The sequence below is a fragment of the Bradyrhizobium sp. 147 genome (assembly GCF_023073935.1).
Taxonomy (GTDB): Bacteria; Pseudomonadota; Alphaproteobacteria; order Rhizobiales; family Xanthobacteraceae; genus Bradyrhizobium.
The window spans coordinates 148300-167348 of sequence record NZ_JADPKL010000125.1 but is presented as its reverse complement, the minus strand read 5'-3'; the positions used below and the strand labels follow the sequence as shown (position 1 = coordinate 167348).

Here is a 19049-nt window from a genome sequence, read left to right as displayed (position 1 = left end):
ACCTCCGCCGCCTTCGACATCAGTCATGGTGCTCTCCATCGAGGGGCTAACAACCTGAGCTGGGCTCCTGCCCCTTCAATCCGGCAACCCAGCTGCTCTTAAACGCTCTACATACAAAGACGCCTGAGGCTCCTTGAACGGACAACGGCGTGCGTAGTCCGATACTCTAAAGGCGGGCAGGATCCGCTTGTGGTGCAGCGACACTTGCCGCGCCTCATCCGCGCGACCAACAGCGACCAGGCTGGCGGCCAAGACTCGTGCGGCGTTTCCAAAACGTGGACTGAGATTCAAAGACTTTTTCGACCAGCGAATGGCATCATCAAAAGCTGCGTTCAGATAATGATTTTGGCCGAGCAGGCAGAAATTGAAAAAGGCCTGTTGGCCAAGCGGCGATAGCCGGATAGCGCGTTCCGCCCGGGCAATTCCGGTTGGAGCATCGCCGATGAAGCCGGGTGTCCCACTACTGAACACCCATGCCCACGAGTTGCTGGGCGATATAGCGAGAGCACGCTCACACAGATCCAATCCGCTGTCGTAGTCGCGAAAGAACATACTCTTCCCGTGCCCCTGGATCGAGAGCGCGAGAGCGTTGTGCGGGTCTCTTTCGATGGCGCAATTGGACAGCCGGATCACCGCAGCCGAATCCGCATCAAAATCTGACGACCAGCCTTCTGCGATGTTGAAATTGTGCCATTTCGCAGAGAACGCGTATGGCGCCGCGTACTCAGGGTCTTCCTCTATGGCCTTCTCGAGTAGTTCCCTGGCTCGCGAAAAGCTTGCGAAATCAAATTTGTAGAGCAGGTCAAGCGCGCGGAGGAGATAGTCATATGCGTTCAGGCTCTTGGGGGGCTTTCGCAGAGCACGTTTGACTTCTGCCCGGCGGACGTAAGCGGCGATTCTCTCGACGACGCTCGTGGCGATTTCGTCCTGTATACCGAAGACCTCAGCAAGATCCGTGTCATAATTTTCCGCCCACACTACGGATCCGGAGGTGACATCGACCAATTCGACCGAGAACCGGATCCGCTTCCCCGAGCGGCGAACGCGACCGCTGACGAAATAGCGAACGCCAAGCTTTTCACTCACCTCAATGGGATCGATTGCTCGCCGACGGAACGGCATTGTCGACCCACGTGATACGACCAGGAGCTCCTGAATATTACTCAGGCTAACAATAATATCTTCGACGAAGCCTTCGGCAAAATAGCTGTCGTCGACCTCCGAGGAGATATTCGTGAACGGAAGAACGGCTATGGAAGGTAATTTGGCGCGCCCCGAGGGCTTGCTAGAAGCGCCAAGCACTGTGCTGCGCTCTACTCCCGGCATGAGGAGGAGAAAGGCATGAACAGGCCGCGACAGGTTCTTGAGATGGAGTTCACCCAAATCGTCGAACTTGAACTCGCTCAGGTCGGGGGCCATCCGTAGGAGGACCGAGGAGACCACAACGCCGCCAGCGGGAGCGACGGATTGCAGGCGTGCTGCGATATTGACGCCATGTCCATAAACATCGTTCAGATCAAAGATAACCGGCTCCCAATGGACACCGATGCGAAAAGCGATGCGGCGCTCGGGAGGTTGTTGAGCCTCAAACCCAGTGACTTCCCGCTGCAGCTCAGAGGCGCAGCGGAGGGCATCTAGCGGGCTTTCGAACACCGCGACGAAGCCGTCACCAGTGTTCTTGACAATCTCGCCTCTGCGACCAACCAAGGCAGGGTCTATTACGCCCACACGAAGAGCCCGATAACGACTATGCGTCTCGACCTCTGCAGCTTCCATAAGCCGAGTGTAGCTGACCACGTCAGCCACAAGAACGGCTCGGAAAGGTCTTTCGAACTCGGGGACAGCGCTTATTGAGGGATCAGAGTCCTGCTGTGCGCAACTGCTCAACGTCGTCGTACCGCCGTCATTGGCAGTGTTCGGCGAACATGGAGCAACGCACGAAGGCACTGATTTCATTGATCCTCGCGAGGAATGTCGCGCTCGTCCGCGGATTCAACAATTTCGCCGAACAGAGCCTCGTCGTTTGGAACCAATCGACAAATAGCCTAGACGCAATTTCGTCGGGACGCTACCGAAATCAAACGCGATGGCTGAAGCGTAAAGTGGCACCGTTACAACCGTTTGCGGTTGAAAATGGACGGCTTGCCTTCTGGAGTGTGATGCCACGGAAAGGAAGTGGCGGCGCAGCGCGAGCCAGGCGAAGCTGGTGGGGTCCAATTCAGCGCTCAGGATAAACGTCGGCTCCATGCCGGCCAGATCGGCAGGTCGAGCGGGGGCTTCGCCTCGGCGGCTGTCTGCCGCACGCAAGCACGCGCCGGTGCGCCGCCTAACAAGCTCCGAACTATCAAAACGACAATCGCCCGAGACGAGCCGCAAGTGACCATCACGATATAACATTCGGGCGTGTTCATGATCACAGGCCGCCGATCACGCTCAAGCGGAGTGACTTCCGCTCTGGTTTGCGGAGCCGACGCTTATGAGGACACACCGTAGCCCGGCTCACGAAGGATCAACCCGCGGCGGCGGATAGCGCCGGGCCAGCACCGACAAGGATAGGGGCCGCTCGTCTTCCGGCAGTTCCAGATAAGCCAGAACGAGCGTCCGCTTCCATTCGCCGACGCCGAACTCCATCGTCATCCATTTCTGCGGCTCGGGGCCTTCCAGGCCTCGCACCCAGACGAAGTAGCGGGGAAGGTCGTCGGTGTCCGCTTCCGTCATGCGTCTCTTTGCCATCGAAGCTGCTCATTGCTTCAGCAATCGTTGCCGCACGATATAGGTAATGGCGAAGCGAAGTCGAACGCCATGCAGGGCGGATTGAGGAGTGGCTTCCCAGCCGCGCATGCTTCGACCCGCCCTGGGCTGGCGCTCAGGACCCGGACGGAGAGCGCGGCAGCGACTTCAAAGCGCAGGTGCCGTTTAGCTGCATCCCGAGGACACCATTAGAAGCGTCGTCTGGAAGACAAGGCGCGCGTTGCGGCCGCCGCGAAGGACATGCGATCGCCGCCGCGCCCGGGTGCAGCGAAATCGGGAGCTCGGTCGCTTAAATTCTGATTGACAGAAATTCGGAAATGCCGTATGTGATCTGCCATCCCGGTCCATGGATAAGGGGCGTTTCGCGATCGTCACGATACGCGGGCGGGGTGGCGGTGGGCGTGGAGCGCATCGGCGCGCAGGCAATCGCAGGGCGGGCTTGGCCCGTGAGCGGTTGAGCAGCGCGCGCACGACAGGTGCGGTTCGCGTACGGCAAAAGCGTGTGGTCCTGGCGCCCGGGGTCTGTGCGTCAAGGCTTGCGGTGATGTTGCGGCCCGACCGGGCGAGCGCATCAGCTATCTCGCAAGGCGACGGGGGCAAGAGTGCATCGCTCCCCGGGGAGAGCGCGCCATAAGCCGTCAAACCACTGCGCAGGGAAGGCCGGGATGTCCAGGCTGCCCTGTATGCCGCTGTGCATTTGTCTTCGCGCAATTTGCGCACAGCGGACCGCGGGTGCCAGCCGGCACTCGGTCTTCCCTGCGCCCTTTCCAAGGACGGGGCGTCAAGAGAAGCTCAAGACTCGGGCGTCATGCGTCGCGAGGCTGTACAGGCGCGCCTCGCCCTGTTTGACAATGGAAGCGTGCACGCTCGTCCTGCCGATCACCGCCACAATTCGCAGGCCGCGACGCGGTTGATGTCGGCGAGCCGCCTTGCGCCATCTCCGTGGAGATCGAGGCTGTCGACCAGCGTCAGCAGGCGACGATAAGCGGTGTCGGCAATTTCGACCGGCAGCGGGGCCTCGTCAAAGGCCTCGACATAGCTGCCGACGACACCGCTGAGCAGGCGGCACAGGCCGCGCTGGGCGGGATCGTCCCGGCCGAGCGTCTCGAGCTTCTGCTGGAAGATTTGGAAGGTCCGCAAACCGTGGTGCTGCTGGGAAAGCCACGCGTGCAGATCGTTCATGTGAGCTCCTTCGAGTTACAGAAGAAGCTACCGGCTTATACAGTGGGGATGGGAGAAGGGCTAGATCGCGCTACGTTGAGCCAGTCCGCCTTCGCCAAGGCTTCGGCGGGACAGCCTTCGCTGCTTCGCATGGATAGACCGGTGCCAGGCTCGCCTAGCCGTAGCTGCGAAGCAGCGAAGGCTGGTGCCCCTGGCCGGAATCGAACCAGCACTCCTTGCGGAACTCGATTTTGAGTCGAGCGCGTCTACCAGTTCCGCCACAGGGGCCCTCGGTCGGCCGCTCGGATGAGGGCGTCGCGAAGCCGGCGGACTATAGCCATGGACAGGATGGGGTCAACCCGCGCCAAAGTGATCCCGGCCGTTCTCGACAGCCACATAAGCCGGAGTTAGAGGCTTGGAGCGCGACCGATCGGAGAGAGGCTGCCGTGACGACCCGGAGTGCCGCAATACCAGCGTTCAAGCCGACTGGCGCCGGTCCCGCGCTGACGGCCTCGCTGCTCGTCACATTGATCGCCGCGGCCACGATCGCGGGCGCCTGGTTCTTCCAGCTCGTGCTGGAGATCCTGCCCTGTCCGCTCTGCCTGGAGCAGCGTTACGCTTATTACCTCGCGATCCCGCTCGGTGCCCTCACGGTGCTCGGGGCCAGAAGCGGCGCGCCGCGGCCGCTGCTGCTCGTTGCGCTAGCGATTCTCGCGCTGTCGACGCTCGCCAATGCCGGTCTCGGCGCCTATCACTCCGGCGTCGAATGGGGATTTTGGAAGGGGCCGACCGATTGCTCCGGTCCCGTCGTCAATCTCGGTAACGCTGGCGACCTTTTCTCGCGGCTCGACACCGTGAAGGTGGTGCGCTGCGACGAGGTGCAGTGGCGCTTCCTCGGCCTCTCGCTTGCCGGCTACAACGTGCTGATCTCGCTGCTGATGGCCGCGATCGCTGCATGGGGATTTGTGCGGACGGCGAAGCGCTGAGCTCAATCGTCCACGTCATCCTGCGTACGACCGAACAAGTGCACGATGCCAGGTGTCGCTATCGTCACGAAGACGAAGCGCGACAGGTGATGGGCGCCGACGAAGATCGGGTCGATGTGCAGTGTCAGGGCCAGCGCCAGCATCGCGTCCATCGCGCCCGGAGCGAAAGCGACGACGACATCGGAGAATTTCACCTGCGTGGTGAGCGCGACGATGCCGACGAAGATGGCGGAAACGGCAATTGCGACCGCGAACGAGCCCAGCGCCGCGTTGATATGGCCGGCCAAAGTCTTGATCCGCATCCGCGCAAAGCGGCTGCCGATCAGGGCGCCGATGCCGACCAGCGCCACGCCGCGCACCCAGCCCGGCAGGCCGCCCTCGACCCAGCCGGCGCCATGCAACACGCTGGAGGCGATCATCGCGCCGAACATCCAGCTCGCCGGAAATTTGATCAGCCGCAGAAACAGCGCCAGCGCCAGCGAGGCTGCGGCCAGCGCAACGAGGTCGAGCGGCGATGCAATGGTTGTCGTCAGCGACGGTGCGGCCGAGGGCACCACGCCCGCGATCGCCAGCACCATCGGCAGCGCCGCGGTGAGGATGATGACGCGCATGGTCTGCACCACCGCGATGCCCGGCAGGTCGGCGCCGCGTTCGACCGCCAGGATCGTGATCTGCGAAAGCGCGCCGGGGCTGCCGGCGAGGAAAGCCGAGGTGCGGTCCCAGCCATGGACGCGCTGGAGGTAATAGCTCGAGCCGAAGGTCGAGCAGAACGTCGCGAGCGCAAGCAGGCCGATGGTGACGGGATAGGCGCTGACCTGCTGGATCAGATGGCGCGAGACCACCGAGCCCAGCGAGATGCCGAGCAGCACCAGCACGGTCTGGGTCAGGATCGGCGGCAGCATCAGCTGACGACCGGCAATTGCCGCGATCCCGACCGCGATCATCGAGCCCGAGATCAGCCCGCCCGGCAGGCCGGCGAGTAGAAACACGAGGCCACCGGCGGTGCCGACGACAAGCGTCTCGATCGTGCTCAAGACGTTGGCACGGCTCGGCCATTCGAACGGCAGGGAGGCGACGATTTGCTTCACGTCACCTTATCGCAAATCAGCGAGAGGCACACAATTGCAGGCTCGTCATGCCGCAATGCGCGTGCCTCTCACCGATGCTGGCGGAGGATCGTGACGGACTTACTTCTTGTCGGCGGTGGCGGGGGCGGCAGTGCCGGCCTTCGCTTCCTTCATGCACTCGCGGCGAAATTTCTTGCGCTCCTTGCCCTTCAATGCCTTGGCGTCGGCTTGCTTGGAGCATTCAAGCGATTCGGCCGAGCGCTCCTTCGACGCCTTCTTGTCGGCGGTGGCAGCAGTGTCGGTCTTTGTATCGGTCTTGGCGGCCGGCGCGGCGGTCTGGGCGAAGGCGCTGCCGGTGGCGAGCAAGGAGACGAGAGCCAGGGCGGCGAGGCGGGAGGTGACGGTCATGTGTTGCACTCTTGTTGAATTGCGAGGGGCTGGGAACGTCGGCCTGCGTTGCTGAACGCGACATGAATGAGTCGAACGGCCCCACGACTAAATTTTGCCGGCGCAAACCCATCGCATCCTTGTCGCAAGCGATCGACACGCTAGGATAGCAATCCTCGTTTCACTTTCGTCGGGAAGACCAAGGAGGAGACCCAGGGATGACCATTCAGGCAAAATTGTTGTGTTCGATTGCAGCGTCGGCTGTCGCGGCATTGGTGGCGAGCGCGCCGGCGCAGGCACTGACCGCACAGGAGTGCAGCGCAAAATATCAGGCGGCCAAGAAGGATGGCTCGCTCGGCACCATGAAGTGGAATGACTTCCGCAAGGCCCAATGCGGTGCAGACGCAACGCCAGCCGCTGCGCCCACCGCAGCTGCTCCGGCTGCGCCCGCCGCTCCTGCCGAACCGAAGCAGGCGAAGAAGGAAGCCGCGCCCGCCGCCGCGCCGACGCTGCCCGCTGGACCTGCGATCTATCCGAACGCGGTCGATCCGAAATACGCCAAGGAGACCCCCGGCAAGGCGCGGCTCCACACCTGCGTCGACCAGTACAATGCCAACAAGGCCACAAATGGCAATGGCGGCTTGAAGTGGATCCAGAAGGGCGGCGGCTATTACAGCGAATGCACCAAGAAGCTGAAGGGCGCAGCCGCCTGAGCTTCGAAAGCAATGCGATGGCCGGGGCAAAGCTCCGGCCATTTCGCTTAGTCGAGCAGCTTCTCGGCCGATTTGGCCACAAGCTGCGAGCGCTTGCGCGGCCCGCGCTCGACGAACAAGAGGCTTTGGCCGAAGATGAAGCAGTAGAACAGGAAGGCCTGCGCCTCGGCCTCCTCGGCGGCAAGGCCGGTCGCGCGATAGAGCTCGGCGACGTGCTTGAGCCGCGCGGCATCCACGCTCGCCACCGCCGCCGCCGCGCCCTCATCCGAACGGGCCCATTGCCGGATCGCGAGCTCGATCGCCATGCCCTCCGGATTGAGCCGCTCGGAATAGAGCTGGATTAACGCTTTCAGCCGCTCGCGGGGCTCTTGTCCGTCGAGACTCGTCTGCTGCGCGATCGCCGTGGCGCGTCCCTCGCGCCAGCGTTCCAGAATCGCTTCGAGCAGTGCGGCGCGGTCGGCGAAGCGGCGGTAGAAGCCGCCCTTGGTGACGCCGAGGTTCTTGGCGAGCACCTCCACCCGCACGCCCTCGACGCCCGAGCGGGCGAGCTCGGTAAACCCTGCCTCGACCCAGACATCGCCCTTGCCGTCGCTCATGAAGAAAGCCTCGCCGGTTCTTGATACGGTGCCGTATTGCTAGCGCGGTGGAGCTCTGATACGCTACCGTATCAACACGAAGGCGGAAGAAAAGGATAAGGCGGGGAGGCGTGAACGACGATGGCATTCAAGCCGAAAAACCCGGATTATCGAGCTGCGGCCACGGCGATGTTCGCGGCCCAGCCGGCGATGCACACGCTTGGTATCTCGATCATTCATCTCGGCCCGGGCGAGGTGGAGCTGGCGATGCCGCATTCGGCTGCCTTCACGCAGCAGAACGGATTTGTCCATGCCGGTATCATCACCGCAGGCCTCGACAATGCCTGCGGCGTCGCCGCGTTCACCCTGATGCCGCGTCAAGCGGACATCCTCACCGTCGAATTCAAGACCACGCTGCTCGCACCTGCTCGCGGCGCGCGCTTTGTCTTCAAAGCCGCGGTGGTCAAACCCGGCCGCACGCTGACCTTCTGCGAAGCCAGGGCCTTTGCCGAGCATGAGGGCAAGGCGACGCTGATCGCTTCCATGACCGGCACGCTGATGGCGATGCTGCCGCGCGACGCGGCGTCGCCAACGCCAGCCGCAATCCACGCATAGCATGGCGATGACATCGCGCCCGCGACGCTCTATATGAGCCGTAACAACTCTCGGTCGCGGATCGTATTTGCAGCGATGGGACCGAAACGGGACGAGATATGGCTGGATTTGGCAATAAGGGCCTAGTGCCGACGCGGCGCGCGGCGTTGACGTTGATCGGGGCAGGCGCCTTGGCGGCTGGTGGGATCACTTTCGCCCGCGCCGCCGTCAATGACGACGAGGTGCTGACCGAATCCAAGGTGTTGCGTGATCCCGACACGCCGGTTGCCGGCAATCCCGACGGCAACATCACCATTGTCGAATGGTCCGATTATAATTGTCCCTATTGCCGCAAGCTCGAGCCTGAGCTGCGCCAAGTCGTCCAGGACGACGGCAAGGTGAGGCTGGTGATGAAGGATTGGCCGATCCTCGGGCCGGTCTCGGTCACGGCGGCGCGGACCGCGCTGGCGGCGAAATTCCAGGACAAATACCATCAGGCCCACGACGCCATGATGGGCGTCAGCTCGCGCCTGACCGAGCCGCGCATCAACGAGATTCTTGCTGGCGCCGGTGTCGACATGGACCGCCTGAAGCGCGATCTCGCCGGCCACGCCAAGGACATCGACGCCATCCTCAAGCGCAACAACGAGCAGGCCGAAGCCTTCGGCTTCCGAGGCACGCCGTCCTTCATCGTCGGCAAATACCGCGTACCCGGCGTGCTGAGCATGAACGAGTTCGAGCAGGTCATTGCCGACGCGCGCAAGGCCAAGATGAACTGAGCCAGGCGATAGTCATCACCCGACACAAAGGCGCCGCCGCGGAGTTCGCGACGGCGCCTTGTTCATGATACCGCGTCGCTACTTCGACGAGATCCGGACCCAGTCCTTGTGCGCGCGGTCCCGCAGCGCGTCCCAATCGGCCTTGGCGACATCCCAGTTCACGATGGTGCGATTGGTGATCGCGACCTCGCCATTGGCGACCGACGACGTCTGCATGGAATCATAGACGTAGACCCCGCCCGCAAGCAGCAGCGCGCCGAGGATCATTCCGAAAACAGTCTGCATGGCGAACCTCCGGTGACGAGCGATAACGTCGGTGCGGAGCGATTGTTCCGCGGCGGTGCGGCGCGGGTAAGGACGGATCGTTCATGTCCTATTCAGCCAGTCCAGCAGCTCCGCGTTGATCTCGCGCGGATAGGTGTGACTGAGGTCGTCGATCTCCCGATAGGTGACGTCGGCGCCGGCGGCAGAGAGCCTCGCCTGCGTCTGCCGTGCGGTCTGCACCGGAAACATCCAGTCGAGCTTGCCGTGGGTGATGAAGACCGGCAGGCGCTGGAGGCGCTTGGCGTTCGCCACCTCCGCCATCAGCGGGTGGAAGGTCGCCGACACCGGCGCAAGATGGGTAAAGGGCGAAGCGCCGTCGAGTCCGGTGACGTAGCAGAAGGTGCCGCCGTCGCTCATGCCGGTCAGCAGCATGCGCGAGGCATCGACCGTCCAGCGGCTGCGCACGGTCTCGAGGATGCGCATGAGATTCGGCGTGTCGGCATCATCGCCCATTAGCGCCCATGTCGGGCCGGTTGCGGTCGGCGCTACCAGGATTGCGCCGAGGCTGCGCGCATCGCGCAACCAGCTCCACAGGAAACCGCGCCCGTTGCCGCTGCCGCCATGCAGCGCCATCACCAGCGGCATGGCCCGATCGGGCGTGTAATATTCGGGCACATAGACCGAGAAGCCGCCGCGGCTGCCCGGCTCGTTGTGATCATGGAAGATGCCGGTATTTTCGCTAGCGCCACCTTCGAGCCGGGACAACAGGTCGGCACTTCCGCGATTGGCAGCGTTGAGAAAGAAGCTGCTCACGGGAGGAAACTGCACCGCCAGCGGATAGAGCGCCTCTTGCGCGCGCGGCAGGTGGCGCAGCGCGCGGAACACGGCGACGAGGTCGCCATTGCCGCGCTCGACCTCGCGGATCCCGGCAAAGGCGGCGAGCGTCTCGTTGCAAGCGCGATCGAGCCGCTCGCGCAGCCCGGCGAACTGCTCCGGCCAGTCGCCGATCGCTGCCCGCGCCGCTTGCAGCGCCTCGTCCGGCGAGCCGATCGCGTTCATCACCGAGGCGAAGGCTGGCGGGTGCAGATGCCGCTGGAAGAAGCCGAGCGCCTCCAGCGCATTGAGCAGCGGCGGCAGCACGGCCACGATGTCGTCCACCACGGCCTCGGTCATAACCACTTCCTCAAGCCTTGCGTCAGTGCAGCTGCGGCGCCTTCAGGAGCTTGAAGCGGTCGGTCGAGGTCACCGTGACGTCGAAGGTGACGCCTTCATGGTGCACGGTGAGCGGCACGTCGACGCCGGCGGCGCCGAGCGCCCACATTTTCCGATAGAAGTCGGTCTGGCTCGTGACCTTCTCGCCGTTCACGGCGAGGATGACATCGCCGGTCTTGAGCTCGGCGCGCGCGGCCGGGCCGTTGGCGGAGATGCCGATCACCACCACGCGGTTATCGATCTCGGTCGAGTAGAGCCCGAGCCAAGGCCGCGCCGGCTTGTTTACGCGGCCGAACTTGCGCAGGTCGTCGAGGATCGGCTTCAAGAGGTCGATCGGCACGATCATGTTGACGTGCTCGGCCTTGCCGTCGCGTTCGCGCTCGAGCTGGAGTGAGCCGATGCCGATCAACTCGCCGCGTTCGTTGAGAAGCGCGGTGCCGCCCCAGTTCGGATGTGCGGGATAGGTAAAGATGGCCTCATCTAGCAGATATTCCCAATAGCCGGCGAATTCCTGCTTGGCCACGATTTGGCTCGCAACCGAGCGCGTGCGGCCGCCGGCGCCGCCGACCACGACGCGATCGCCGATCCGCGATTCCGCCGAGGTGCCGAGCGGCAAGGGTTCGACGTCGAGCTGGCCGAGCGCCTGCACGAGGCCGAAGCCGGTGACGGAATCGAAGCCGAGCGCATGGCCTTCGACCACGCGTCCGTCGGCCAGGTGCAGCCATACGGATTCCGCCTCGGTGATGAGGTAGCCGATTGTGAGCACCAGCCCGTCGTCGATCACGACGCCGTTGCCGGCGCGTTCGGTGCCCAGCGTCTCGGCGCTGAAGGCGTCGGGCGGGATGATGGCGTGCAGGCCGACGACGGACGCGAGCGCGCGGTCGAGATCGAAACCATAATCGCTTGCACGCGGCTGATTGGCCGGTGGCACTCTCCATTCGGTCAGTGCGGGCATGGAGTTCTCCTGGCTGAGAGCATCGCTCCGCCGTCGCCGGGGGAACGAGGCGCGAAGCACGCATAATTTAGGCCGGAGGACGCCGTCTTGAAAGCCTCGTTCCCAACTATTCCAGAGAACGCCGCGTGAAATCTTCGAAAGGCATAACGACGGTTCGTGCGCAGGTGACAGCCGGCCCTTTGATCCGGCAGCCGTCGCATGGCTGGTGTCCGGCGAGGTGCTAGGCGCGGTGCAATGAAGCTGCTAACCATTGCCGCTTCGTTTGACCAGGGATCACGGATCGAAGCATGGATAACCGCAGCGACATCTGGCGTGGCGTCGACACGATCAAGGCGCGTTTCATCGACCTCAGCGATAAGATCTGGGGCACGCCCGAGGTGTGCTACACCGAGGCGCGGTCCGCCGCCGAGCATCTCGCCGAGCTGCGTCATCAGGGTTTCCGCATCACCGAGAATCTCGCCGGCATCCCGACTGCGCTGATGGGCGAGTGGGGCGAAGGCGGTCCGGTCATTGCCTTCATGGGTGAATATGACGCGCTGCCGGGGTTGAGCCAGGAGGCGGGTGTCGCCGAGCACCGTCCGATCGAGGTCGGTGGCCATGGCCATGGCTGCGGTCACAATCTGCTCGGTTCCGCTGCGCTGCTCGCCGCGACGGCGGTGAAGGACTGGCTCGCCGAGAACAAGGTGCCCGGCCGCGTGCGCTATTACGGCTGCCCCGCAGAGGAAGGTGGCGCGGCAAAGGCCTTCATGGTGCGCTCGGGTGCGTTCGAAGATGCCGACATCGCCATCACTTGGCATCCGCACAGTTTCTGGGAAGTGGCGGTCACGCCCTCGCTCGCCAACACGCGCGCGGATTTCATCTTCACCGGTCGCACCTCGCATGCGGCGGCCTCGCCGCATCTGGGCCGTTCTGCGCTCGACGCGGTGGAATTGATGAACGTCGGCGTGAACTACATGCGCGAGCACATGCCGAGCGATGCGCGCGTTCACTACGCCTTGCTCGACACCGGCGGCATCGCGCCCAACGTGGTGCAGGCCCATGCACGGGTGCGCTATTCGATCCGTGCCCGCGATCTTCCCGGCATGAACGAGCTGGTCGAGCGCGTGTCCAAGATCGCTCAGGGCGCGGCGCTGATGACCGAGACCAAGATGGAAATGAAGATCATCTCCGCGGTCTCCAACATCCTGCCGAATACCCCGCTGGAGCAGGCGCTGCACCGTGTCATGGAAGACCTCGGACCGCCGCATTTCGACGACGCGGACAAGGGCTTTGCCAGCCAGATTCGTGCGACGCTGACCGACAAGGACATTGCGTCAGTTTACTACGCGATCGGCATGGAGCCCACCGATCGGCCGCTGGCCGACTTCCTGGTGCCGCTGGATGCCAAGCGCAACCCGCTGGTCGGTTCGACCGACGTGGGCGACGTGAGCTGGGTGGTTCCGACCGTGCAGGTTCACGCACCGACGGTTGCAATCGGCACGCCCTTCCACACTTGGCAGGTGGTGGCGCAGGGCAAGAGCCCGCATGCCCACAAGGCGATGGTGCAGGCCGCCAAGGCGATGGCCGGGCTCGGTATCAAGGCGCTGACGGAACCGGAGCTGATCAAGTCTGCCAAGGCGGATCTTCAGAGGCGGACGGCCAAGACGCCTTACGTCTGTCCGTTGCCGGACCATGTCGCGCCGCCGCTCGATATGTCGGTGACGTAGAGCATCGATACTTAGTCTGATCCGACGAACAAATTTTCCGCAGTGCAGCGCGCAATCCAGCATGTTTTGATGCTGGATTGCCGAATGGATGGGCTCACGGAAGGCAGTTCTGCCCAACGGACAGCCAGAAGACCGTTTGCATACATACGGTCCCAGTTGACGCGCCCCCCATTCGGTGTGCCATCTACTGCCAGCTAATTGGGCGGCAGCTCTGACCGCCGTCGTCATCACGATAGGAACCAGACGGGGGACAACCATGCTGGATAAAGAACTGCGTTCGATGATCGGCCAGGTGAAGGACGGGCGGATGGATCGCCGCGGCTTCATCAAGCACATGGCCGCGGTCGGTCTCACCGCTCCTCTGGCCAATCAGATCCTCGCGCTCGGCGGCGTCGCTATGGCCGAGGGCGCCTCAACCTACAAGCCGACCAAGCGAGGCGGCGGCGGCGCATTGAAGCTGTTGTGGTGGCAGGGCCCGACCCTGCTCAATCCGCACTTCGCCACCGGCACCAAGGACCAGGACGGCTCGCGCCTGTTCTACGAGCCGCTCGCCTCCTGGGACCCCGACGGCAACATGAAGCTGGTTCTTGCGGCAGAGATTCCCTCGATCCAGAACGGCGGGCTCGCCGCCGACGGTAAATCGGTGACCTGGAAGCTCAAGCCCGGCGTCAAATGGCACGATGGCAAGCCGTTCACTGCCGACGACGTTGTGTTCAACTGGGAATATGCAAGCGATCCCGCCACCGCAGCAGTCACCATCGGCACCTACCGCGACATCAAGGTCGAAAAGATCGATGATCTCACGGTACGCCTCCTTTTCGCCAAGCCGACCCCCTTCTGGGCCGATGCTTTCGTCGGCGCACCGAACTGCATCATCCCCAAACATCTTTTTGCGGACTACAAGGGCGCCAAATCCCGCGAGGCGCCGAACAACCTGTCACCCGTCGGCACCGGTCCGTACAAGTTCGTGGAATTCAAGCCCGGCGATCTCGTGCGCGGTGTGATCAATTCCGACTACCACATGCCCAACCGCCCCTACTTTGATACGCTTGAGATGAAGGGCGGCGGCGATGCCGTTTCGGCGGCGCGCGCGGTGATCCAGACCGGCGAATACGATTTCGGTTACAACATCCAGGTCGAAGATGACGTGCTGCTGCGCTTGGAAAAGGGCGGCAAGGGCAAGGCGGTCTACGCCGTGGGGGGTGACACCGAGTTCATCGCGCTCAATTTCACCGATCCAAACACCGAGATCGATGGCGAACGCTCTTCGATCAAGACCAAGCACCCGCTGTTCTCCGATCCGGCCGTGCGCAAGGCGCTGTCCATGCTGGTCGATCGCGAGTCGGTCAAAAAGGCCATCTACGGCCGCGCCGGCCGCACGACCGCTAATTTCCTCAACGGTCCCGAGAAATTCGTGTCCAAGAACAACACTTGGGAATTCAGCGTCGAGAAGGCGGCGAAACTTCTTGATGACGCCGGCTGGAAGCCCGGCGCGGACGGCATCCGCGAGAAGGACGGCAAGAAGCTGAAGCTGCTGTACCAGACCTCGATCAACGGACCGCGCCAGAAGACTCAGGCGATCGTCAAGCAAGCCTGCCAGAAGGCTGGCATCGATGTCGAACTCAAATCCGTTGTCGCCTCCGTGTTCTTCTCCTCGGACGTCGGCAATCCCGACACTTATCCGAAGTTCTATGCGGACCTGGAGATGTTCCAGATTCCCATGAGCCAGCCGGATCCTTCGCAGCACATGCGCCGCTATACGTCGGACAGGGTGTCAACCAAGGAGAACAAGTGGCAGGGCACCAATTTTCCGCGTTGGGTCAACAAGGACTACGACGGGATCATCGCAGCGGCGGAAGCCGAAATGGACCCGATCAAGCGCGCCGCGCTGTACATCAAGGCCAATGATCTCTTGATTCAGGAGGTCGTATTCATCCCCGTGCAGCATCGCCTCAAGGTGGAAGCCGCGGCCAACAACCTCGTCTGCATCGTTAGCGGTTGGGCCAACGAGACCGACAACCTGTTCGATTGGTACCGGGAGGCATGATCGCGCGGGCGTAAACGGATTTCCCTATGAGCCAATACGTTCTGCGTCGCCTGCTGATCGCGATTCCGAGCCTGCTCGGAATCTCGGTCGTGCTGTTCGTCGTGCTCGCGCTCGCCCCCGGCGATCCGTTCTCCGAACTGGCGACCAATCCGAACGTGCCGCCCGAAGTGCAGGCGGCACTTCGGGCCAAGTTCGGCCTCGACGATCCGATTCACCTTCGCTACCTGCATTGGCTCAACGCCATGCTGCACGGCGACTGGGGCTTCTCCTTCGTCAGCCGGATGAACGTCGACACGCTGATCCTCCAGCGCCTGCCCGCGACCCTCTACGTGATCGGCTCGGCGCAGATCCTTGCGCTCCTGATCGCGATTCCCGTCGGCGTGTACGCGGCGACCAGGCCATATTCGCTGTTCGACCAGATCGCGAATACGCTCGCCTTCGTCGGCTTTTCGCTGCCGACCTTCTTCACGGGCATCCTGTTCATCCTGATCTTCTCGGTCACGCTCGACTGGCTGCCCTTCGTCTACACCACCGACATCAAGGGCACGGGAATCCACTGGGTGCTGGAGATGATCCGCCAGGCGATCATGCCGGTGGCGGTGCTCGGCCTGTTCCAGGCGGCCTCGATGACGCGCTTCGTGCGCTCGGCGATGCTCGACGTGATCCGGCTCGACTATGTCACCACGGCGCGCGCCAAGGGCCTCGGACAAACCAAAGTCATCGTCAAGCACGTGATGCGCAACGCCATGATCCCGGTCGTGACGCTCATTGCGTTGCAGATGCCGGCGGTGTTCGGGGGCGCCATCGTCACCGAGCAGATCTTCCGCATTCCGGGCATCGGCTCGCTGCTGATCTCCTCGATCCTGTCCAACGACACGCCGGTGGTGATGGCCGTCACCTTCGTGTTCGCTTGCCTCGTCGTGCTGTTCAATCTCATCGCGGACATCCTTTATGGCTGGCTTGACCCTCGCATCTCCTTCCGCTGAGCGGCGCGTTTACTCGCCCTGGCGGGAGACGTGGCGGCGCTATAGTCGCCACAAGCTCGCTGTAGTCAGTGCGTTCCTGCTCCTCGTCCTGATCCTGGCGGTGGTGATTGGCCCCTTCGTCTGGCGGGTCAAGATCGACGACATCGACATCGTCGCGGGTATGCAGGGCCCGTCGCTGGCCCATCCTTTCGGCACCGACGATCTCGGCCAGGACATCCTGGCCCGCATGATCTATGGCGGGCGCATCTCGCTCGCGGTCGGTCTCGCCGCAATGCTGGTCTCGGTCTTTGTCGGTGTGCTGATCGGCGCGCTCGCCGGCATGTCGCGCGGTGCGCTCGGTCATGGGCTGATGTGGCTCACCGATCTCTTTTTGTCGCTGCCGCAATTGCCGCTCCTGCTGTTGCTCATCTATCTCTTCCGCGACGGGCTGAAAGCCGCGTTCGGCCCAGAGGGCGGCATCTTTATTCTGATCGTGCTCGTGATCGGCGGCCTCCGCTGGATGCCGGTGGCGCGCCTCGTGCGCGCGCAGTTCCTGTCGATCCGCGAGAAAGAATTCGTCGAGGCCGCGCGAGCGCTCGGCGCCAGTCCAGTGCGGCAGGTGGTGCGCCACATCCTGCCCAATGCGCTCGGCCCCGTGATCATCGCCGGCACCATCGACGTCGCTGCCGCCATCATCGCTGAATCGACGTTGTCGTTCCTCGGCCTCGGCTTTCCGCCGGATACCCCGACCTGGGGGCGGCTGCTGTATGACGCCAAGGATTTTCTCGACATCGGCCCGCATTGGGCGCTGTTCCCGGGCGGCGCGATCTTCATCGCGGTGGTCGCCATCAACTTCATTGGTGACGGCTTGCGTGACGCGCTCGATGCGCGACGGGTGATCTGATGCCGCCACTGCTCGAAATCAAGGGTCTGAAAACCCACTTCTCCACCGACGACGGCATCCTCCAGGCCGTCGACGGCGTCGACATCTCCGTCAATCGCGGCGAGACGCTCTGCGTCGTCGGCGAGTCCGGCTGCGGCAAGACCGTGACGGCGATGTCGATCCTGAAACTGATCGCTATGCCGCCGGGCCGGATCGCGGCCGGCCAGATCATCTTCGAGGGCCGCGATCTCGTCCCTTTGACGAGCAATCAGCTTGACGAGGTTCGCGCCAAGGAGATCGGCTTCATCTTCCAGGAGCCGATGACCTCGCTCAATCCGGTGCTCACCATCGGCGAGCAGATTGCCGAGAGCCTGCGGCGGCACGAAGCGGTAACCAAGAAGCAGGCGCTCGAGCGCACCATCGAGATGCTGAAGCTGGTGCAGATCCCGAACGCCGAAGGCCGCGTGCACAACTATCCGCACCAGTTCTCCGGCGGCATGCGCCAGCGCGTGATGATCGCGATGGCGCTCGCCTGCAAGCCGAAGCTGATCATCGCCGACGAGCCGACAACCGCGCTGGACGTCACCATCCAGGCCCAGATCCTCGACCTGCTCCAGGACATGAAGGACCGCTTCGGCATGGCGGTGATGCTGATCACCCATGCGATGGGTGTCGTCGCCGAAACCGCGCAGCGTGTCGTCGTAATGTATGCCGGCAAGGTGGTGGAGGAGGCGCTCGTCGACGACCTGTTCGGCGATCCCCGCCATCCCTATACGCAAGGGTTGATCCGCTCGATCCCGCGCATCGATCTCGACAGCGAGCACAAGACGCGGCTGGAGGCGATCGGCGGCTCGGTGCCGATCTTGATCAATCCGCCGGTTGGCTGCCGCTTTGCCCCGCGCTGCAAGTTCGCCATGAACGTCTGCACCGAGAAAGAGCCGCTGCTGCGCGAGATCGCGCCCGGGCATCGCGTGGCCTGCCACTTGGGAGATACCACTCTGGGAGGCGCGGCATGAGCCAACCGTTGCTGCGCGTCAGCGGCCTGAAGAAACATTTTCCCGTGCTCGGCGGTCTGCTGTCGCGCCAAGTTGGCACCGTCTACGCGGTCGACGGCGTGTCTTTCTCCGTCAATCGCGGCGAGACGCTCGGCCTCGTCGGCGAGTCCGGCTGCGGCAAGTCCACGACGGGGCGTTGCGTGCTGCGCCTGATCGAGCCGACAGACGGCGAGGTCACCTTCGACGGCCAGGACGTGCGTAAGCTCGGCGGCAACGATCTGCGCGCGATGCGGCGGAACATGCAGCTCGTATTCCAGGATCCGTTCGCCTCGCTCAATCCGCGCATGACAGTCGGTGCGATCCTCGGCGAGGCCTTCACCATCCACAATCTCGCCTCGTCCGCGAAAGAGCGCGAGGAGCGCGTCGCGGGTCTCCTGGTCAAGGTTGGGCTCAAGGCCGAGCACATGCGGCGCTACCCGCACGAGTTCTCCGGCGGCCAGCGCCAGCGCATCGTGATCGCGCGGGCGCTCGCGGTCGAACCGAAGCTGATCGTCTGCGATGAGCCGGTCTCCGCGCTCGACGTGTCGATACAGGCGCAAGTGATCAACCTGTTGGAAGATCTGCAGGCCGAGCTGAACCTCACCTATCTGTTCGTCGCGCACGATCTCTCTGTCGTCGAGCACATCTCCGATCGCGTCGCGGTGATGTATCTCGGCCGCATCGTCGAGCTCGCGAAGGCGAGCGATCTTTACCGCAACCCGCAGCATCCCTACACCAGGGCACTTCTGTCCGCGGTGCCGGTGCCCGATCCCAAGTTCAAGCGCGAACGCATCCGCCTCAAGGGCGACGTGCCGAGCCCGATGAAGCCGCCATCCGGCTGCCACTTCCACACCCGTTGTCCGATCGCCCAGCCGCGCTGTGCGGAAAGCGCGCCGGAGCTGAGGGAAGGGGCGGGCGGGCACTTCGTGGCGTGCCATCTGGCTTGATGCCGCCGGAAGGCGGAGCGCGA

The 19049-nt window shown here is 63.4% G+C and carries 19 protein-coding genes and 1 tRNA gene; 10 read left to right on the top strand and 10 right to left on the bottom strand.

Annotation, left to right across the window (positions count from 1 at the left end; genetic code table 11):
* Positions 1-75: 75 nt before the first annotated feature.
* The 4 genes from IVA87_RS30610 to IVA87_RS30595 form a co-directional block, all read right to left on the bottom strand.
* Positions 76-1806 (bottom strand): adenylate/guanylate cyclase domain-containing protein, encoded by a 1731-nt coding sequence (locus IVA87_RS30610; protein ID WP_247299000.1) that lies wholly within the window; start codon positions 1804-1806, stop codon positions 76-78.
* A 693-nt stretch (positions 1807-2499) separates the two neighbouring features.
* Positions 2500-2733: a hypothetical protein gene (locus IVA87_RS30605; RefSeq protein WP_247299001.1), complete on the bottom strand. Its 234-nt coding sequence runs from the start codon at positions 2731-2733 to the stop codon at positions 2500-2502.
* Between the two features lie 897 nt (positions 2734-3630).
* The gene (locus IVA87_RS30600; protein WP_247299002.1) at positions 3631-3933 is read right to left on the bottom strand and encodes a hypothetical protein; all 303 of its coding nucleotides are present in this window, start codon (positions 3931-3933) and stop codon (positions 3631-3633) included.
* Positions 3934-4115: 182 nt separating this feature from the next.
* Positions 4116-4200, bottom strand: a tRNA-Leu gene (locus IVA87_RS30595).
* A gap of 158 nt (positions 4201-4358) precedes the next feature.
* On the opposite strand from IVA87_RS30595, the gene IVA87_RS30590 reads away from it, so the two are divergent.
* A complete protein-coding gene (locus tag IVA87_RS30590; protein ID WP_247299004.1) occupies positions 4359-4898 on the top strand; it encodes a disulfide bond formation protein B in 540 nt (179 codons plus the stop codon).
* A gap of 2 nt (positions 4899-4900) precedes the next feature.
* Here IVA87_RS30590 and IVA87_RS30585 read toward each other — a convergent pair whose 3' ends face one another.
* Both IVA87_RS30585 and IVA87_RS30580 read right to left on the bottom strand, forming a co-directional pair.
* A complete protein-coding gene (locus tag IVA87_RS30585) occupies positions 4901-5986 on the bottom strand; it encodes an AbrB family transcriptional regulator (protein WP_247336607.1) in 1086 nt (361 codons plus the stop codon).
* Between the two features lie 99 nt (positions 5987-6085).
* The gene (locus IVA87_RS30580; protein ID WP_247299008.1) at positions 6086-6373 is read right to left on the bottom strand and encodes a PsiF family protein; all 288 of its coding nucleotides are present in this window, start codon (positions 6371-6373) and stop codon (positions 6086-6088) included.
* A gap of 197 nt (positions 6374-6570) precedes the next feature.
* Between IVA87_RS30580 and IVA87_RS30575 the strand changes: the two genes are divergently transcribed.
* The gene (locus IVA87_RS30575; protein ID WP_247299010.1) at positions 6571-7065 is read left to right on the top strand and encodes a hypothetical protein; all 495 of its coding nucleotides are present in this window, start codon (positions 6571-6573) and stop codon (positions 7063-7065) included.
* Positions 7066-7112: 47 nt separating this feature from the next.
* On the opposite strand, the gene IVA87_RS30570 is transcribed toward IVA87_RS30575, so the two are convergent.
* Complete coding sequence (locus IVA87_RS30570) at positions 7113-7661, bottom strand: TetR/AcrR family transcriptional regulator (RefSeq protein ID WP_247336605.1); 549 nt, start codon at positions 7659-7661, stop codon at positions 7113-7115.
* A 120-nt stretch (positions 7662-7781) separates the two neighbouring features.
* On the opposite strand from IVA87_RS30570, the gene IVA87_RS30565 reads away from it, so the two are divergent.
* Both IVA87_RS30565 and IVA87_RS30560 read left to right on the top strand, forming a co-directional pair.
* Positions 7782-8255 (top strand): PaaI family thioesterase, encoded by a 474-nt coding sequence (locus tag IVA87_RS30565; protein WP_247299013.1) that lies wholly within the window; start codon positions 7782-7784, stop codon positions 8253-8255.
* Positions 8256-8353: 98 nt separating this feature from the next.
* The gene (locus IVA87_RS30560) at positions 8354-9013 is read left to right on the top strand and encodes a DsbA family protein (protein ID WP_247299014.1); all 660 of its coding nucleotides are present in this window, start codon (positions 8354-8356) and stop codon (positions 9011-9013) included.
* A 78-nt stretch (positions 9014-9091) separates the two neighbouring features.
* Here IVA87_RS30560 and IVA87_RS30555 read toward each other — a convergent pair whose 3' ends face one another.
* The 3 genes from IVA87_RS30555 to IVA87_RS30545 all read right to left on the bottom strand — a co-directional run bounded on the left by IVA87_RS30555 (position 9092) and on the right by IVA87_RS30545 (position 11444).
* Complete coding sequence (locus tag IVA87_RS30555; RefSeq protein ID WP_247299016.1) at positions 9092-9298, bottom strand: hypothetical protein; 207 nt, start codon at positions 9296-9298, stop codon at positions 9092-9094.
* Positions 9299-9379: 81 nt separating this feature from the next.
* Positions 9380-10450, bottom strand: a complete 1071-nt coding sequence (locus IVA87_RS30550) for a phospholipase (protein ID WP_247299018.1) — start codon at positions 10448-10450, stop codon at positions 9380-9382.
* Positions 10451-10472: 22 nt separating this feature from the next.
* Positions 10473-11444: a S1C family serine protease gene (locus IVA87_RS30545; RefSeq protein ID WP_247299020.1), complete on the bottom strand. Its 972-nt coding sequence runs from the start codon at positions 11442-11444 to the stop codon at positions 10473-10475.
* A 287-nt stretch (positions 11445-11731) separates the two neighbouring features.
* On the opposite strand from IVA87_RS30545, the gene IVA87_RS30540 reads away from it, so the two are divergent.
* The 6 genes from IVA87_RS30540 (at position 11732) to IVA87_RS30515 (ending at position 19026) form a co-directional block, all read left to right on the top strand.
* On the top strand, positions 11732-13150 hold the full coding sequence (locus IVA87_RS30540) for a M20 family metallopeptidase (RefSeq protein ID WP_247299022.1): 1419 nt from the start codon (positions 11732-11734) through the stop codon (positions 13148-13150).
* Positions 13151-13406: 256 nt separating this feature from the next.
* On the top strand, positions 13407-15197 hold the full coding sequence (locus IVA87_RS30535) for a peptide ABC transporter substrate-binding protein (RefSeq protein ID WP_247336602.1): 1791 nt from the start codon (positions 13407-13409) through the stop codon (positions 15195-15197).
* Positions 15198-15223: 26 nt separating this feature from the next.
* A complete protein-coding gene (locus IVA87_RS30530) occupies positions 15224-16183 on the top strand; it encodes an ABC transporter permease (protein WP_247279718.1) in 960 nt (319 codons plus the stop codon).
* Positions 16149-17066, top strand: coding sequence for an ABC transporter permease (locus IVA87_RS30525; protein WP_247279717.1), 918 nt, complete (start codon positions 16149-16151; stop codon positions 17064-17066). Before IVA87_RS30530 ends, IVA87_RS30525 begins: the two co-directional genes overlap by 35 nt.
* Positions 17066-18061 (top strand): ABC transporter ATP-binding protein, encoded by a 996-nt coding sequence (locus IVA87_RS30520; RefSeq protein ID WP_247299026.1) that lies wholly within the window; start codon positions 17066-17068, stop codon positions 18059-18061. Before IVA87_RS30525 ends, IVA87_RS30520 begins: the two co-directional genes overlap by 1 nt.
* Positions 18058-19026 (top strand): dipeptide ABC transporter ATP-binding protein, encoded by a 969-nt coding sequence (locus IVA87_RS30515; protein WP_247279715.1) that lies wholly within the window; start codon positions 18058-18060, stop codon positions 19024-19026. Before IVA87_RS30520 ends, IVA87_RS30515 begins: the two co-directional genes overlap by 4 nt.
* Positions 19027-19049 lie beyond the last annotated feature (23 nt).

Bases quoted from the DNA above. Each gene is read 5' to 3' on its own strand.
- IVA87_RS30545 (WP_247299020.1), bottom strand. From the start codon at position 11,444: ATGCCCGCACTGACCGAATGGAGAGTGCCACCGGCCAATCAGCCGCGT.
- IVA87_RS30555 (WP_247299016.1), bottom strand. From the start codon at position 9,298: ATGCAGACTGTTTTCGGAATGATCCTCGGCGCGCTGCTGCTTGCGGGC.
- IVA87_RS30550 (WP_247299018.1), bottom strand. From the start codon at position 10,450: ATGACCGAGGCCGTGGTGGACGACATCGTGGCCGTGCTGCCGCCGCTG.
- IVA87_RS30560 (WP_247299014.1), top strand. From the start codon at position 8,354: ATGGCTGGATTTGGCAATAAGGGCCTAGTGCCGACGCGGCGCGCGGCG.
- IVA87_RS30575 (WP_247299010.1), top strand. From the start codon at position 6,571: ATGACCATTCAGGCAAAATTGTTGTGTTCGATTGCAGCGTCGGCTGTC.
- IVA87_RS30580 (WP_247299008.1), bottom strand. From the start codon at position 6,373: ATGACCGTCACCTCCCGCCTCGCCGCCCTGGCTCTCGTCTCCTTGCTC.
- IVA87_RS30520 (WP_247299026.1), top strand. From the start codon at position 17,066: ATGCCGCCACTGCTCGAAATCAAGGGTCTGAAAACCCACTTCTCCACC.
- IVA87_RS30605 (WP_247299001.1), bottom strand. From the start codon at position 2,733: ATGGCAAAGAGACGCATGACGGAAGCGGACACCGACGACCTTCCCCGC.
- IVA87_RS30535 (WP_247336602.1), top strand. From the start codon at position 13,407: ATGCTGGATAAAGAACTGCGTTCGATGATCGGCCAGGTGAAGGACGGG.
- IVA87_RS30525 (WP_247279717.1), top strand. From the start codon at position 16,149: ATGGCTGGCTTGACCCTCGCATCTCCTTCCGCTGAGCGGCGCGTTTAC.
- IVA87_RS30600 (WP_247299002.1), bottom strand. From the start codon at position 3,933: ATGAACGATCTGCACGCGTGGCTTTCCCAGCAGCACCACGGTTTGCGG.
- IVA87_RS30565 (WP_247299013.1), top strand. From the start codon at position 7,782: ATGGCATTCAAGCCGAAAAACCCGGATTATCGAGCTGCGGCCACGGCG.
- IVA87_RS30530 (WP_247279718.1), top strand. From the start codon at position 15,224: ATGAGCCAATACGTTCTGCGTCGCCTGCTGATCGCGATTCCGAGCCTG.
- IVA87_RS30515 (WP_247279715.1), top strand. From the start codon at position 18,058: ATGAGCCAACCGTTGCTGCGCGTCAGCGGCCTGAAGAAACATTTTCCC.
- IVA87_RS30570 (WP_247336605.1), bottom strand. From the start codon at position 7,661: ATGAGCGACGGCAAGGGCGATGTCTGGGTCGAGGCAGGGTTTACCGAG.
- IVA87_RS30540 (WP_247299022.1), top strand. From the start codon at position 11,732: ATGGATAACCGCAGCGACATCTGGCGTGGCGTCGACACGATCAAGGCG.